The organism is Dyadobacter endophyticus (genome assembly GCF_014641595.1).
Classification (GTDB): Bacteria; Bacteroidota; Bacteroidia; order Cytophagales; family Spirosomataceae; genus Dyadobacter; species Dyadobacter endophyticus.
The window spans coordinates 537197-553112 of record NZ_BMIA01000001.1; the positions used below are offsets into that span (position 1 = coordinate 537197).

A 15916-nucleotide genomic window follows, 5' to 3' on the forward strand; every position below is an offset into this window, starting at 1 on the left:
AGGGTCATTGTTTTTCTATAAAAATGATGCTTGCATCGTCCATCTGGTTGGTGTCGTCGATTAGTTCAAGTACATGCGTCCTGATCAAGCCGAAACTATCGGGTTTGCCCAGATATGGGGTTATTTTTTCCACAAAAAATGGGTAATCACTTTTCTTTGATCCGTTGGATGGAATATCTATCATGCCATCGGTGAAGATTGCCAGCTGGTCACCGGCCTTCATCCGAACGACGCGGTTGTCGTACATGCCGTCTTCGAGTAGTCCGAGCAGCAGCCCGGTGGATTGTACCGTCGCCGTTCTGCCCGTCTCGGGGGAGTGACTAATCAGCGGCAGATCGCCAGCGCCAGTGTAATGCACTTCGCCGGTGCAGGTATCGAGCAGCAGCAGCGAAAGGCTCGAAAGAATGTTTTGCAGACTCTCATCGAGGTAAATCAGCTTGTTGATCTTTTGCACGATTGTAGCCAGGTCAAAATCATGGTCGAGCACGCAGAAGCGGATCGCGGCGCGGATATAGCTCAGAAAACCGAAGGTGAAGAACCAGGCTTTCCATTTTTTACCCATAATATCGCCCAGGAAGGCGAAACAAAAACGGCTGTCGACCTGCACAAAATCGATAAAATCACCCCCTGGATAACCGCGGTAGCCCTTATGCCAATAGTGGATCCGGTAGCCGCTTACGGTCGGCGCATGCGAGGGGATCGATTTTACATTCAGCGCTTCGGCAGCAACCTTCAATTCTCTTACCGACCTCAGGTGTTCGTTTTCAAGGGTTTTAATGATATTGTTTAGCTTGGTGATGATCACCGGGATCGGCGTTTCTTTATTGATGAAGTCCAGCGCCGACATATTCAGTCCTTCCAGCACCAGTTTGTTGTCGGTGAAAGAGGTCAGAAAAACGAACGGGATGTCTCGGATATTGGGATTCAGAAGCACTGCCTGCCGGAAATCGAAACCGTTCATTTCGGGCATATCGTAGTCGGACAGAATCAGATCGGGCGTTTCTACCAGCAACATTTCCAAAGCTTCCGTCGCCGATTCGCACAACACGCAGTTGTACCCTGCTTTCAAGAGCGCATGTTCAATTACAGTACGGAACAGCAGGTTGTCCTCTACGAGCAGGATTTTCTTAACGGTGGTCGGCGCATCGGGAAAGCTGATCATTTCTTGTTGAAGTTTATTACAAACAAAAGTACTCCACCGAAGATAATCAGCAGCGACACCAGGTCCATAATCGTGACCCCGTCGTTGATATTGAAATGATATACTGTGAAAAGCTCGAAACTGGGCGGCGCGGGCATAATAATCATCGCGAAGCCGACTATGATGAGCAAAATTGAGAGAATAAACATGACGCCTTTCTGGACCAACCTGCCACGCTTGGGTGTATTGATCCGGCTGTCGAACTGGTTTTCAGCCAGCAACTTTTCCAGGCCTTCCAGAAGCTCCTCCCGCGACAGGTTATTTTCCTGGTCGAGCTCTTTGAATGGTGCTAATTTCTTTTGAGTGGTAGCCGAACGCTGAAAAGCATCCGCGATCTGTTTCTGGTACTGTTTCGAATGTTGCGCGCCGATGTCTGCTTGCTCGATCGCTTCGATTAGTTCCGAAACCTTCTTTTCGACCCGAACAATGTCCTGTCGCTGAGGATCATGTGGGGCTTGGTCGGAGTGGTGATCGTTGAGCAGACGTTTGAGTTTCACGCTTGGCACGGTTTGTTCTCGAAAAAGGCTATCAGGGACGATTCAGGATGTTTTTACAAAAACTGGAGGTCATTTCCCGATTTTGGTTAAAGCTATGTTTTTATTATTAAATTTGAAATAGTTCTACAAATCAATATAAATATTCCTTCGTAGTCCGCAATCTAGTGGCACAGTCTTGCGCATGAAAAAAGTTTCCATTGTGACGGTGAATTTCAATCAGCCAAAGGTTACCGAAGACTTGTTGAAATCGCTGGCAGAGGTCAATAGCTATCCCAATCTGGAAATCATCGTCGTCGATAACGGCAGCAAAGTAAACCCCGTGCATGAATGGCGGGAGCGATACCCGGCTGTAACGTTTATCCGTTCTGAGCTAAATACTGGTTTCGCGGGGGGAAACAACATCGGCATTGCGCACGCAACCGGCGACTACCTTTTCCTGATCAATAATGACACCGAAGTAACCGGCGGATTGATCGGCAGGCTCGTGGATACCATGGTGGCCAACCCAAAAATCGGCATGATCTCTCCCAAGATCCACTATTTCGATCAACCCGGCATGCTGCAATACACGGGTTACACCCCAATGAACTACTATACTTGCCGCAATGCGTGTATCGGGCAGTTTGAGCAGGATCGAGGGCAATACGACTTCCTTACCGGCGTAACCGGCTACGCGCACGGGGCGGCGATGATGATCAGCCGGGAAGCGTTGCAGAAAGCGGGAGGGATGGCCGAAAATTATTTCCTTTATTACGAGGAGCTCGACTGGTGCGAGCGCATCAGAAAGGCAGGGTATGAAATACATGTCGACCTCGGCGCATTAATCTATCACAAAGAATCGGTGTCGGTCGGCAAGCGCACAATTTTGAAGGAGTTTTTTATGAACCGCAACCGTATTTTGTTCATAAGAAAAAACGCCCCGGGTTTTAGGTTCGCCGTTTTTTGCTGCTACTTTATGCTGGCTGTGGTGCCTCGGAATATGATCCAGTACATCAAAAACAAGGAATATAATTTTATCGCGGTTTTCTGGCAAGCAATCATCTGGCACTTCAAAAACAAACCCGATAGCGAAAATTTAGGCTTCCCATTGACCCGTTGATTTATGGAGATACTTTTCTGGCTCAGTCTGTTTATTGTTTTCTACACTTTCCTCGGTTACGGCATCCTGCTCTACATGCTGGTCCGCATTCGCAGGGCATTCAAGGGAAAAAGGCTTGCCCCTGGGCTCGATCAGGATTTCCCGACGCTCACACTTGTGATCGCCGCTTATAATGAAGAGAGCATTATCGAAGAAAAAATCGCGGATACGCTTCAACTGTCGTATCCCGCAGGTAAGCTGAACCTAGTGTTCGTCACCGACGGCTCCTCCGACCGCACACCGGATTTGGTTGCCAACTACCCGCAGATCAAGCTCATGCATACGCCCGTGCGCAGCGGAAAGATCCTGGCCATTCACCGGGCCATGGATGTAGTGGATACCGAAGTTGTGGTTTTCACCGATGCGAATACCTTTCTGAACAAGGACGCACTTCTGCTCATTGCAAGGCATTATGCCGACGCCACTGTGGGTGCTGTCTCCGGAGAGAAGCGGGTAATGCAGGACGCGCTCTCGGATGCGACAGCAGGGGAGGGCTTCTACTGGAAATACGAGTCGGTGCTTAAAAAGTGGGACTCTGAGCTGTATTCTGTCGTCGGGGCGGCAGGTGAGCTGTTCAGTGTACGGCGGTCGCTGTACCAGCCGGTGCAGCCGGACACGATCCTGGACGATTTCATGATTTCAATGCAGATCGCCGAAAAGGGTTACCGGATTGTGTATGAACCTGACGCCTACGCCTCGGAGCTTTCTTCGGAGAATATTAAAGAGGAGTTGAAGCGTAAGGTACGAATCGCCGCTGGGGGTATTCAATCGATCCTTCGGTTAAAGAAATTGATGAACCCGTTTCATGATCCGCTGCTCTCATTTCAGTACATCAGCCATCGTGTATTGCGATGGACTGTGACGCCGTTTCTGATGATTCTGGCACTTGTCTTCAATATACTGATCGTAATACAGTCAGGCGGTTTGATATACCAGCTTCTTCTGGCTGGGCAAATCGGATTTTACGGGCTTGCGCTGGCCGGTTGGGTACTCGAAACCCGAAAGATCAAAGTGAAGGCACTCTTTGTACCCTATTATTTCTGTATGATGAACTATGCGGTGCTGGCGGGTATCGGAAGATATTACAAGGGCTCGCAGAGCGCTGCCTGGGAGAAGGCCAAAAGAAAAAGCGCATAGCCGGAAGGCCATGCGCTTTAATGCTGTACGTAGCCACTTACAATTGTTTCAAGCGCTCGGATTCCGATTCCAGGATAGGGATCAGGTCCTCTATCTCGGTTGAAATGCGCTGGTACATGTCCAGAAGCTTTTCTCCTGATTCATTTTCCTTAATAGCCTTTTCCAGCACTTCTACCTTGGGCCGCACCTGCGTGAGGCCGGTCATGGTAAACGAAGGTTTCAGCCCGTGGACGATGCTAGCCGATTCTTTGAGGTCCCCAGATTCTAATGCGCCTTGTAATGTTTGCCAGCGCGGGACAGAGTCGCTCAGAAATGCATCAAAAATCATGTACAGGATTACAGGATCTTCTCCGTAGGCCTGGTCTATGTACGCAAGGTCCAGGGCGGGGTTGAGTTGTAAGGCCATCGGTTTGTGTTAAAGTTTTGCAGAAGCTTAATTAGTGGGATTGGTAAGGTATTATTCGAAGAAATACTTCGACAATATAACCGGTTTCTGCAAAACTATCACATTATTGTTGGTTCTCCTGCGCTTTAACTTCTTCTTTGGCGGGCTGTTTGGCTTCTTCCTTTGCTTTTTTGCGGAAATACCTGCGGAAAAGGAAATTGGAGCGAAGCGCCGTCATGTTTTCATCGAGCTTTTCGGTAGTACTTTCGAGATTTTTTAGCGTTTCTTTCAAGTTTGACGCTGTTGCTTCATCGTGCAGTAATACACCCAGTGGGCTGGTTTTGTTGGAGTTAAGATCGGCGCTGGCAGTTTTAAGGTTATTCACCATGACGTTGGCGGAGGAGACGGTTTCATTGAGCCTGGCAATGGTTCCACGCAGGTCCTTCATGATCACTGTGTCTGTGGCGAAGTCGTTGGCCAGTCCGCCTTTTTCGTTTAACTTGGAAGTGTAGCCTGCCAGCGAGGCCGTTAGAGCCTGCGCATTGACAGATGCCTTTTTCATCGCACCCAAAGTCTGGTCGAGGTCATTATACAGGCGCTCGTCGTTGAGCAGCATTCCGACGGTGCCTTTTCCGGCCAGGATATTTTTGCTGATGGTCTTGAACGCGCTGGTAATGCCAAGCAGGTTCTTGTTGTTTTCTGAAAGTACAGCCAACATTTCTTCCGTGCTTTCCATTTTTTCGACCGCGATTTCGTCGCCGTCTTCAATGGAAGGCACTTTTTGGGTCCCGCCATAGATAACGATGATCTTGTTACCAATCAGACCGTCGGTGCTTACCTTGGCCTTGGCGTTCTTGCGGACAAATTCCTGTGATTTTTCCTCGATGTTCAGCATTACCTCCACCTTGGAGTTGGCCAGGAAACGGATGCTTTTGACAGTCCCGATTTTAACTCCCGAGTACCAGATATTGTTGCCGACTTTTAGCCCGTTCACGTCGTCAAAAATAGCTTTGACAGTGATAGTTGAAGAAAAAACCTTCTTCATACTGCCGACGGTGAGAATCCCAACTACGAAAATCAGGATGCCAATCACGACGAAAAGGCCTACGTTTATGGATCGTTTGGATGATGTTGCCATTATTACTGAATAAAATTATAATCGTAAAAACTCTTGATCCGCTCTTCGTCGGTATCAAATACTTCTTCAAAAGTGCCTGTTTTCAGAAACTTGCCATCCAGCAGCATTGCAATGCGGTCGCCCGTCTCCCGTGCACATGTGAGATCGTGCGTGATGATGATCGAGGTTGTCTGGTATTTTTCCTTAACCTCGTTGATCAGCTCGTTGATTTCCAAACAGGTAATCGGGTCAAGGCCGGCCGTCGGTTCGTCGTAGAGCATCACTTCCGGTTTCAGAATCAGTGTCCGGGCGATGCCTATCCGCTTGCGCTGGCCGCCAGAAAGCTCAGCTGGAACCTGGTTGATCGTTTGGAGCAGGCCTACGGCGTCGAGCACGGACTCCACCTGCTCGTTAATTTCAGCGCGGGTGAGGTCTTTGATATTGCGTACGAGTGGAAATTCAAGGTTCTCGCGCACGGTCATACTGTCGTACAAAGCACTGTTTTGAAACGAAAACCCGATTTTTAATCGCAAATCGCGTAGATCGTTGCCGTCCAGCTTGGAGACCTCTTTCCCTAAAACCAAACAATCGCCACGGTCTTGTTTGAGCAAACCTATCATGATCTTGATCAGCACCGATTTTCCGGTCCCGGAACGCCCGAGTACGACCATATTTTCTCCTTTCGTCACAGTCAGATCGACTCCTTGCAGCACATGCAGATCTCCGAATGACTTGTACAGGTCGCGTACTTCGATAACCGGCTCTCCGGGTTTAAAATCTTCTTCCATATTAAATTCTGAAGTAATTGGATACCTGTACGATGATCACCTCCTCGACGAAAATCAGGAACATGGAGGTCACGACAGCTGCGTTGGCCGCCTTACCGACACCCTCGGTGCCTTTGCTGGCATTGTAACCCTGGTAACTGCCTACCATCCCGATCGTGAATCCGTACGCGACCGCCTTCGCCACCGACGTCCAGATATCCAGGAACGTGATCTGCTCGAATGCATTCTCGAAAAACGCTATGAAACTTGTGCCTTCATTCAAGGTTACGTTCAGGAACGCCCCCATCAGACTTACCATTGAGCAGTAGAACATCAGCACAGGAATGGCAATGGTACAGGCCACCACGCGTGTTACCACCAGGAATTTAAATGGGTTTACGGCCGACACTTCCATCGCATCGATCTGTTCGGTCACACGCATGGAGCCTAGCTCGGCCCCGATGCTGGATCCGATCTTGCCAGCGCTGATCAGGGCCGTTACCAGTGGAGCGAGGGCGCGAACGATCGCGATCGCTACCAGGGAAGGGAGCCAGGACGTTGCCCCGAATTCGGATAGTGAAGGGCGCGACTGTTTGGTGAATACCATTCCGGTGATAAAGCCGGTAAGACTGATCAGCAGCAGCGACCGGTTTCCGATCGCATAGCATTGCCTGACAATCTCCTGAAATTCCATTCGGCCCCGGAAGATCTCGCGGAAAAAACGGATAAAGAAAATATACGCATCATAAACCGCCAGTAAGGCATTATCCAGACTTTTGCCGTATACAAATTGCTTTTTGTTAGCGCTCATTCAATCGGTACATTGTATTAAACTTTATTTATCAGGCGGTTGTGGTCAGAAGCTCCTTTGTGCCGCCGAACATCTGCTCTTCGAACCACCGCATTCGGTAGGCATTCATAGCGTTTTTGCCCAGCTGATCCAGCAGCCGGTAGTTGACGATGACGCCCACAGCCGCGCCGATACCGGGGATAAGCTGCGCCATTTTTGCAAGGTCAATATAGTCCCGGTATTCCTGCTGGAAGGTCTTCCAGTCGAATCCGTGAATGTCTGTCGGAAGGTCCTTGCTGCGTAGGTCCCATCGGATCATTCGCGTAAAGACCTCCTGACGCCCTTTCTGGCTCGAAAACGTCAATTGGAAAATATGAAGTATAAAAAGCCGTTCCCTGTAATCGTTGACCGACCTGCCATACAATGCAGCAATCTCAAAAAGAAGCTTGATCTTGATGCCAATCAGGATAGGGAACTCGGCCAAAGCAAGCCAAAAGCCGCCAGCGCCGGTAATACCGCCTTCGGCTGCGCCGGCCTTTTTGTAGAAATCGATTTTTTTGCGGACAGCCGTTTCAATTTCTTCCAGCGAGGCACCCGGGATAGCCTGGGTGGTCGTGTATTCGGCCCCGGTAAGCACGCCGCGTACCATTTGTTTGATGGTACCGGTGATTATCGAGTGAATTTTATCGGGAATGATGTTATTGATTTTGTCCTGAAATTTCTTGGAAGTCCTGTCTATAAAATTGGGCCGCTTCTGCATTTTTAGCTGCCATTTGGTCAATTCAGGTCTTATCTGCTCTTCATAATTGTGGATGTGCATATCATTTCAGGGCTAATGTCGGACAGGATAGAGCAACGGTGGTCTGCTAATGATTAGCAAAAATCATTCCAATATCGTATAAAGTCATCAAACAGCCGCGAAATTCCCGATTACGCGACCCGCAAGATATGCAGGTGGTTGCCCACTCTGTAGTTCCGGCATGTAACAACGCTTAGTATTATATGTTCAAACTATCTGATCCATAGTTTCTTAGTGAAGGTTCTGCCATTTGATTCAAATCTAATCAAATGCATTCCCGAAACCAGCTTTGGAGCTGTAAAGCCGCTTATGATGCTCCCCGAGACTTTACGGTTTAGTAAAAACTGTCCACGAAGGTCGACCAGACTGATCTGACCTGACTGTGGCTGGGCAAAATTAATGGTTACCTCTTCACCGCGCAGTGCCGGGTTTGGAAATATTTCAAATACTGTGTCCGGATTTGTTTCTGCACCCAATATCAATGTTGGTGCAACCTCTGCGTAGGCGGGGGTTGCAGATTCGGCAACATCGTTTACAGCTACCAACCTGTAAATAATAGGAAGGGTGGATTCGCCCGGTTGGTCATTCCATTCAACACTGCCACCGATCCTTGCGAGTGGGATGAAACTGCCGCTCTCTCCAAATTTGCGTTCGAGAACGTATCCCTTTGCGCCTGAAACCGGCTGCCAGGAAAGCCTAACGCCCCCGTTTTCACGGCTTTGAGCAGAAAGCACCGTGCCATCCAACGCGGCAGCAATAGGTACATTAAAGAAGGTAAATGCACGCATGCCCCTCGCGTTGGTGAGGTAAGGCCCGGTGAAGGGGTAGTAGGGACCCTCTTTTTCCAGGTAGGGAGGCAGGTAGTCGAGCGTAGTCGCGTTCTGCGAGGCCTTCAGGTCAAGGATAATGCGGTTTCCATCGGCTTTACCCGCAGTTACCGCGCCGGATTGATGGTCGAGGTAGAAAAAATCCTTTAAATTCAAAACCGGCCCGCCGGGGTGTGGATAGGGCTCGGGATATTTTAAATTCTGGCCTTCACCGAATACCAGGGTAATACTTTTCCTCTCGGTAGAATTGTAAAATGCCTTTTTCAGCCCCGGCGAGTCGATATTGAACGTATCTGCGGATGCATACAAGTCGCGGAGCATCAGGTGTGAAAGCTCGACGCCACCTTGTTTGTTGCCCTCGCGGTTATAATGCAAGCCGTCGAATCCATTCGTGCCCACGGTTGCGATATTGATAATGTCAGGGTAAATATCGGGCAAGCGCCGTTGATAATCGCGTATGAGCGTACCAACGAGTGATGGCCAATAGATGATATCGATCTGAAATACATATAACTTTTGCAGGTTGGCAAAATCGGTTTTCAGGTTTTTATACAAAACGTCAAAATGCCCTTCCCAATTACCTCCCTCGCCATAGGCCTCGCTTTCGCCTTGTCTGAAAATATAGGCCTTTACTGCATGTGCCACACCAGCTTTCTGCGCGCGGTAGAGCATTCTGCCGTAGCCCGTGGTGAAATCGGTGGGGTTGTTTTCCGTGCGCAGTGAATGCGAATAAGCCGAGGACCAGTGGTACCCCGCGTTGATAAGGCAGTTGGGAATGCCCGACTTTTCCATCAACTGCTTCTGGATTTCAAAACCCATTGTTCCCACGCCATTGTCATAGGAGCGCAGGTTGGAAAGTGCCCAGAGTGTATCGGCAGCTTTGTAAGTGTCATTGTTGAGATTGCCCGTTATTTTCCCGAATGTTCTGCAAAACATGCTGGTATCAGCCTCGCCGAAGAATCCGGTCGCATTGGATTGACCCGACAATATGTATACATCGCCGCTGACCACCCGGGTGCGGGTGATGAGCAGCGTCGAGTCGCGGTCATTGCATAGAAAAACCTTAAAATCATAGTTGGCCAGTTCGGCTTTGATCGTGGTCTCCGTGCTGAATACGCCCTTCGAATTCGACCCGTATTGGACGTTTGCCTTCCGGTATTGGTAGAGCTGGCCGTTTCGGGAGACAAGCACCGACACATACTTCCAATCGGGCGCATCCACAACTCCCGCAATGGGCACGCGCGCCTGGCCGCTGGCATCGCGTGGATAGAGCTGATAATCCTGCGGCAACTTCCCGAAGAGTACCGGGGTGAACTGCTGCCCGGTTCCACGAGTAACCGATAGGAGCGTTAAAATAAAGGAGAACAGAAAGTATGTGGCGGGCCTTTTAAAGAACCAGCCCCGGAGGAGAGTTTTTAGCACAGGGTTTAATTATTTATTTGATCCGAACAGGTTTGACCCCTTCCCGCGTGATTTTTACCGGGTTAATCATGCCCTTATCGTCGAAAGACATAATGTCTATGCAGGTTTCGCGATGGTTTCCGTCGGTTTCGGTCAGCGGACGACGGTGGTAAACAATGTACCATTCGTCCTTTCCCGGAACCTGGATCACCGAGTGGTGGCCTGCGCCGGTTGCTACCTTCGGGTCCTGTTGCAGGATTTTGCCTACGCGCTCAAACGGTCCAAAAGGAGAATCTGCCACAGCGTATGCGACCGAATAGTTGGGGCCTGTCCAGCCGCCTTCCGACCACATGAAATAGTATTTGCCATTGCGGATAAACATGAATGGGCCTTCCACATAGTTTTCCGGCGTGATCTCGCGGAACATTTTGCCGTCTTCAAATGGAATGAAACCGGTAAAATCGGTTTTCAGCTTTGCGACATTGCAATGCTTCCAACCACCGTAAAAGAGGTAATACTGGCCGTCTTTGTCTTTGAAAACGAACTGATCGATGGGCTGCGCGCCGTTATAGAACTTGTCGATCAGAGGCTTGCCCAGGTAATCCTTGAACGGGCCTTCCGGACGGTCGGCCACAGCTACTCCGATGCCGCCTTTTTCGTTGTCATTCTGAATGTCGTTGGCCCCGAAAAACAGATAGTATTTCTTGTCTTTTTCGATGATAGAGGGCGCCCACATGGCCCTTTTTGCCCACTTGATAGCCGAGGTATCGAGAATGTTCGGGTGCTTGGTCCAGGTTACCAGGTCTTTGGAAGAAAATGCATCCATATGCACCTGCTTGTTGTAGGGCGCCGAAAATGTAGGGTAAATCCAGAATGTTTTATTAAAAATAATGCCCTCCGGATCGGCATACCAGCCTGGAAAGACTGGGTTACCGGATGTTTTGGCGGCCGTTTTCGCCGATTGTGCAAAAGCGTGGTAACAAAGGAGGTTTAAAAGTGTTAAAACAAGCAGTTTTTTCATGAGTTAAGTTTCGGTGATCGGCAATGTAACCGCTGCAAGTTCCAAATTTTTGTTCAATTAATAAGCCTCGCCTGCTCCGCCACCGCCGAACGTACCACCACCGAATTCGAGCCCCGGACCGGAAAGTCCTCCGCTGACGGGCGTGGCACCAAGTTGCTGCGCCGCAATGACCGCTTGCAGGTTTTCGAGGCTGCTTTTGCGGTCTTGCTCATCGGATATTCCGTGTTTGGGGGCGTGTAAATATCTGATTACAGCTATTGAAGCGACGATCATGAGCACACCCGCGAGCACGAGCTCCTGTGAGGCGCTTAACGTGCTGAAATAGTTGACATAAGTGTAAGCTGAGAACGCAATGGCCAGCAAACCGATGACAAATGGAATGCGCTCAGCCCGTTTCAACCCTATTATAATGTACAAGAGTGGTATTGCGAATGTGAAAAAGTAAAACAGCGGCGCAAAGGTGATTTGCGGGGCCACCGAAACATTCAGGCCGCTGATCAATGCGTTCAATTCCCTTACTACCAGGTAATTTCCGCCGAGATAGAAGGTGACCAGCGAAAGTACTTCCAAGATCTGACGGCATTCGTGGTAATAAATGTCTTTGCTTTTTCTTGCCAGCCCATAAATCACTGCCGATACAATCATCACGGCGAAAGGCAAAAGAGCTTTCCCGAGTGGAAATTTCATCATCAAATCAGCCATTATGCTGAATATCAGTCCGAAAATGACGATCGGACCAAGCAAGTCGGCGTAACGCAGGGTCGCCGGAATGATGATGGCAAGCGCGATAAGGCAATATGCCCAGAATGGCGCTTGTTGGAAAAGGAGGAAGACAGGCACCATTGCCGCCGTTACACCGGCATAAAGCAATGCATTGTCGACGCCGGAATGGAATAGGAGTTTGGTTTTAATTAAGGATTCCAACACAAAAAAGAAGCAGGCGCAGCAAATAAGGCTCAATGTCGAGAAACCCAGGTCGGAGCCAGTGTCGTAAACAAATAAGGACAGGAAGCCCACAAAGAACGAAGTGGCCACCACGGCAAAGCAAAACAAGCCGATTTTAACAAATAGGCCCGGGCGATAGAATCTTTCGGGAAACAGCTCTTTTACCTGCGCTTCCTGGTCGGCGGTAAGAAGATGCTTGGTTGTCCATTCCGCGGCCTGACGCTGCAAATGCAGGTTTTCAACCCAGGTTTCGTTGTATGCCTTTTTCATTTCTTAAGCTCCGTTTTAATCCCAAGGAATTTTTTAAAGTTTAGCAGAAAGTAAATCACGCCGACACTGGAAAAGAGGAAATAAAAGATTCCAAGAGCGAAGGCCGCATCGGCTCCGAGGCTGGTAAAAATGGAATAAGTGATAATGGAATAGCCGTAAACCGTACCCATCAGCAGGAACAGCAACGACTGGGCATGACGCGCGCGATAGACAAAAAAGGTGCAAATCCCGAGGCCGATTATGAAATATAGCACCTTCGCGTGCTCGCTGAACAGCCCGATCTGCGCCGCAATGCAGGCCAGGTTCCCACCCATGAGCATGTAGGTGAATGCAAAATGCTTTTTGATGTTCTGCTGTTCGGAAATCCATCCCACAACGGTGAGCACGCAGCCCAGCGCAATGGCCGGGATGATCACTTTGCCGTCCGAAAAATCATTGTCGGATAGCACCGAAAGTGGCGCAATGGTAAGTCCAAGCCACGATGCAAGCCCGGTAATAGCCATCGACAATGCCCCACGGTGGTCGAAACGGTAGGCGCAAAGGAAGAAAATGATCGTCGGAATGATGACGGCAAGCCCGTGCCGGGAGCCGAAAAGATTGTATTGGAATTGCAGGTAACCTTCGAGGCCCAGAAACGTCGAACAGCCTAGCAAAAGCACGTAGTCGATGAGCTTGTTGGGGTTTTGGATTTGTTCGTGTGAATAGGGAAGGCTGTTTTTATATGTATAGTAAAAACAGCCTGCGGTAATTATGGCGATGACGGCGATGATTGCCTGATGGCCGATCGTGTCGATGTTTTCGTAGATCAGTATACCGGCGCCGGAGCTGAAAATCAGTATGCCCAGGTACAATATTGACCGCAGCTCCCAATGAACTGAAAAGGCTTTTTCGTGTTCGAAACCGGTGATTGTGTCGGCCTGTTGTTCAGAAATAACTCCCTTGCTTTGCAAGGAGTTAAGGATGGATTTTGTGGTCATGGAAGTTGAGACGAGGTATGGTAAAGTTAACAAACTTTGCCATGAACGCTGCTTCGCTCTGCTCCGGGAATTATTTAATGGAAGATTGAGATATTTAACGGTACAACATCAAAAGCGAAGTGTGAAATTTTCCTTCACCTGCTCGCTACGGAAGAACACCAGCCCGATCCAAAACAGGTCGACGGTGACTGTGACCTGCGGATGCGCCTTAATATATTCCCAGGCCCTTGTCATTTCCTCCGACCAGTATATGTCGTCAAAAACAAACAACGAGCCGTTTTGAATATGGGGGAGGCATTGTTCGAAATATCGGACGGTCGGTTCGTAACGGTGGTTGGCGTCGAAATAGGCAAAGTCGACAGGGCGATCAAGTGTTTCGAGGCGTTTGGGTAATGTCTCGTCAATATTGCCCAGCACGATTTCAATATTATCAGCATGTTCGCGCTGGAAATGCTGCTGTGCTTTTGCCGCTGTTTGCGGACAGCCTTCGAAGGTGATCAGTTGCGCGTCCGGGTTTGCTTTGGACATATACAATGTAGTGAGCCCAAGAGAGGTACCCAATTCGATAATCGTTGCCGGTTGAAAACGGCGTATTAGCCGGTGGAAAAGCATGCCGAACTTGGCCGGTTTTTCTGCGTTTTTGGCGATCGTTTTGATCTTTCGCAGATTGGACTTGTTCACGCGCGAGCCAGCACCCAGGTCAAGTATTTCGATTTGCTCGTCGGAACGCAGTAACTCTTTACGCAGCGAGCGGATCGCCTCGTATTCGGGATTGTGATCCTTCCTGGCCGCGATCACATTGTTGTAAAGCTCAAACAGAAATGGGGAATGGATGGAATGCTCGTTTCCGGAGCGTAAAAGGTACTTGATATAAGCAGCAATCAATGCAGTGGAATTTTAAAATAAGCCGGTGCCCGGCCGGTGATTCAGTTGAGGCGGTAAGGTGCGACGAGCGAAAATGCGGGTATTACGACGCGAAATTGCCGACCGTCGAGCACACGTTCCATCAGGTAGGTTCCGGCCATTTTACCCATATCGGTACGCAGATTGCAGCCGGAGACGTAATCATGTACATCACCGGGTTCCAATACGGGTTGAAGCCCTACGATACCTGCCCCTTCCACTTCGCGTACGGTTCCGTTAGCGTCGTAGATCAGCCAATGCCTTCTGAGTAACTTAACTGTGTGCTCGCTGTGGTTTTCAATCAGAATCTTGTAGGTGAACACAAAATGATCCTGACCCGGATTGGAGTAATCGGGCTGATATTCCGTCAAAACGGTGACCTTGACACCATCTGTAACCTTGGAAACCATATAGATCGAGGGTGTTGGAAAGTAGTGGGACTATTGGAGCTGCGGCAAATATACCGGTTTGCAACGCACCTTTAACGAAAATAGTAATCAATTGCTGATAAAACCAAATCAAAAAACACATAATTTGGTTTCCAAAACAAATTCAACAGGATGGATGTAAAAATTGAGCAGTCGTGGAAAGAGCGGCTTGCCCCCCAGTTTGAGATGCCTTATTTTACCTCGCTTACAGCCTTCGTAAGGGAAGAATACCAGACTAAACAGATATTTCCGCCGGCCAAGCAGATATTCAACGCATTCAATTACTGCAGCTTCGACGAATGCAAGGTGGTAATCCTTGGCCAGGACCCGTACCATGGTCACGGGCAGGCGAATGGCCTGTGTTTTTCGGTGAACGACGGTGTGCGGATGCCTCCCTCACTGATGAATATCTTCAAGGAAATTCAGCAGGATCTGGGCAAGCCCTTCCCTCCGACGGGTAATCTCGAGCGGTGGGCAAAACAGGGCGTCCTGCTTTTAAATGCAACCTTAACGGTACAAGCGGCCGCTGCCGGCTCGCACCAGGGAAAGGGTTGGGAGCGCTTCACCGACGCGGTCATCAAATGCGTGTCCGAGGAGAAAAATAATGTGGTTTTTATGCTCTGGGGCAGGTATGCCCAGGAAAAAGGCGCGGTGATCGATGCGTCGAAGCATTATGTGCTCAAAGCGAAGCACCCCTCACCGATGTCTGCCAATGGAGGCGGCTGGTTTGGTACGAAGCATTTCAGCAAGGCCAATGAATATCTGGAAAGCAAGGGGCTCGACCCGATCAACTGGTAAACGTGTTAATAAAAAGAGAGCCGGGATGCCCGGCTCTCTTTAAGATTTTCACTCCTATTACTATTATTAATTACTTCTCTATGTTGGAATTCATCTCCAACACTTTGTCCCAGTGGCCTTCATTGGCCTTCACAAATGCTAGTCTGTCAGCATTCAGTTTGTATTCCTGGGCAGCTTCGTTGGTACGGAAAGTCAGGTAGTGGATCACGTCAAATTCTTCACCACTGTTATCTGCTTTCTGCACGTGTCCTGCCGAATAGGCCACGACATCTTTCACCGATTTCTTCATCACCGCAAAATCGCGCAGGTGTTTTTCCACTTCCTGTGTAGTAGTACCAGGTTTAAACTTGATACAAACTACCCGCTGGATCTCGGCAGGTTTGTGGGGCACATAAGCGCCGTAAATAACCAGCATAAATACGCAAAGCGCGAAAATGGGGACTAAGTATCCTAATGTTTTATTTCTAGTTTTCATTATAGCAAATTCAATAAATGCAATTATCTATTTCTCTTGC

17 protein-coding genes are annotated in these 15916 nt (G+C 49.1%); 3 read left to right on the forward strand and 14 right to left on the reverse strand.

Going from position 1 to position 15916, the window contains the following annotated elements:
- Window positions 1-4 precede the first annotated feature (4 nt).
- On the reverse strand, window positions 5-1162 hold the full coding sequence (locus IEY24_RS02220) for a response regulator (RefSeq protein WP_188928227.1): 1158 nt from the start codon (window positions 1160-1162) through the stop codon (window positions 5-7).
- A complete protein-coding gene (locus tag IEY24_RS02225) occupies window positions 1159-1698 on the reverse strand; it encodes a hypothetical protein (RefSeq protein ID WP_188928229.1) in 540 nt (179 codons plus the stop codon). Before IEY24_RS02225 ends, IEY24_RS02220 begins: the two co-directional genes overlap by 4 nt.
- Window positions 1699-1879: 181 nt before the next feature.
- On the opposite strand from IEY24_RS02225, the gene IEY24_RS02230 reads away from it, so the two are divergent.
- Both IEY24_RS02230 and IEY24_RS02235 read left to right on the forward strand, forming a co-directional pair.
- Entirely contained in the window at window positions 1880-2797 is a 918-nt protein-coding gene (locus IEY24_RS02230; protein ID WP_188928231.1) for a glycosyltransferase family 2 protein, read from the forward strand.
- A gap of 3 nt (window positions 2798-2800) precedes the next feature.
- Complete coding sequence (locus tag IEY24_RS02235) at window positions 2801-3973, forward strand: glycosyltransferase family 2 protein (protein WP_188928233.1); 1173 nt, start codon at window positions 2801-2803, stop codon at window positions 3971-3973.
- Window positions 3974-4010: 37 nt separating this feature from the next.
- On the opposite strand, the gene IEY24_RS02240 is transcribed toward IEY24_RS02235, so the two are convergent.
- The 11 genes from IEY24_RS02240 to apaG form a co-directional block, all read right to left on the reverse strand.
- On the reverse strand, window positions 4011-4379 hold the full coding sequence (locus IEY24_RS02240) for an Hpt domain-containing protein (protein WP_188928235.1): 369 nt from the start codon (window positions 4377-4379) through the stop codon (window positions 4011-4013).
- 103 nt (window positions 4380-4482) lie between these two features.
- Window positions 4483-5496 (reverse strand): MlaD family protein, encoded by a 1014-nt coding sequence (locus IEY24_RS02245; protein ID WP_188928236.1) that lies wholly within the window; start codon window positions 5494-5496, stop codon window positions 4483-4485.
- A gap of 2 nt (window positions 5497-5498) precedes the next feature.
- On the reverse strand, window positions 5499-6263 hold the full coding sequence (locus IEY24_RS02250) for an ABC transporter ATP-binding protein (RefSeq protein WP_188928237.1): 765 nt from the start codon (window positions 6261-6263) through the stop codon (window positions 5499-5501).
- Window position 6264: 1 nt separating this feature from the next.
- The gene (locus IEY24_RS02255; RefSeq protein ID WP_188928238.1) at window positions 6265-7053 is read right to left on the reverse strand and encodes an MlaE family ABC transporter permease; all 789 of its coding nucleotides are present in this window, start codon (window positions 7051-7053) and stop codon (window positions 6265-6267) included.
- Window positions 7054-7084: 31 nt separating this feature from the next.
- Window positions 7085-7852 (reverse strand): EcsC family protein, encoded by a 768-nt coding sequence (locus IEY24_RS02260; protein ID WP_426293978.1) that lies wholly within the window; start codon window positions 7850-7852, stop codon window positions 7085-7087.
- Window positions 7853-8043: 191 nt separating this feature from the next.
- Complete coding sequence (locus IEY24_RS02265; protein WP_188928240.1) at window positions 8044-10080, reverse strand: sialate O-acetylesterase; 2037 nt, start codon at window positions 10078-10080, stop codon at window positions 8044-8046.
- Window positions 10081-10093: 13 nt separating this feature from the next.
- On the reverse strand, window positions 10094-11080 hold the full coding sequence (locus IEY24_RS02270) for a glycoside hydrolase family 43 protein (protein WP_188928242.1): 987 nt from the start codon (window positions 11078-11080) through the stop codon (window positions 10094-10096).
- A 57-nt stretch (window positions 11081-11137) separates the two neighbouring features.
- Complete coding sequence (locus tag IEY24_RS02275; RefSeq protein WP_188928244.1) at window positions 11138-12295, reverse strand: hypothetical protein; 1158 nt, start codon at window positions 12293-12295, stop codon at window positions 11138-11140.
- Entirely contained in the window at window positions 12292-13272 is a 981-nt protein-coding gene (locus IEY24_RS02280; protein ID WP_188928246.1) for a DUF2157 domain-containing protein, read from the reverse strand. The genes IEY24_RS02275 and IEY24_RS02280 overlap by 4 nt, the downstream gene beginning before the upstream one ends.
- Before the next feature lie 108 nt (window positions 13273-13380).
- Entirely contained in the window at window positions 13381-14157 is a 777-nt protein-coding gene (locus tag IEY24_RS02285) for an O-methyltransferase (RefSeq protein WP_188928248.1), read from the reverse strand.
- A gap of 41 nt (window positions 14158-14198) precedes the next feature.
- On the reverse strand, window positions 14199-14585 hold the full coding sequence (gene apaG / locus IEY24_RS02290) for a Co2+/Mg2+ efflux facilitator ApaG/CorD (RefSeq protein ID WP_090386807.1): 387 nt from the start codon (window positions 14583-14585) through the stop codon (window positions 14199-14201).
- 150 nt (window positions 14586-14735) lie between these two features.
- On the opposite strand from apaG, the gene ung reads away from it, so the two are divergent.
- Window positions 14736-15401, forward strand: coding sequence for a uracil-DNA glycosylase (gene ung / locus IEY24_RS02295; protein WP_188928250.1), 666 nt, complete (start codon window positions 14736-14738; stop codon window positions 15399-15401).
- A gap of 70 nt (window positions 15402-15471) precedes the next feature.
- Here the strand turns inward: ung and IEY24_RS02300 are convergent, their stop codons facing one another.
- On the reverse strand, window positions 15472-15876 hold the full coding sequence (locus IEY24_RS02300) for a Dabb family protein (protein ID WP_188928252.1): 405 nt from the start codon (window positions 15874-15876) through the stop codon (window positions 15472-15474).
- Window positions 15877-15916 lie beyond the last annotated feature (40 nt).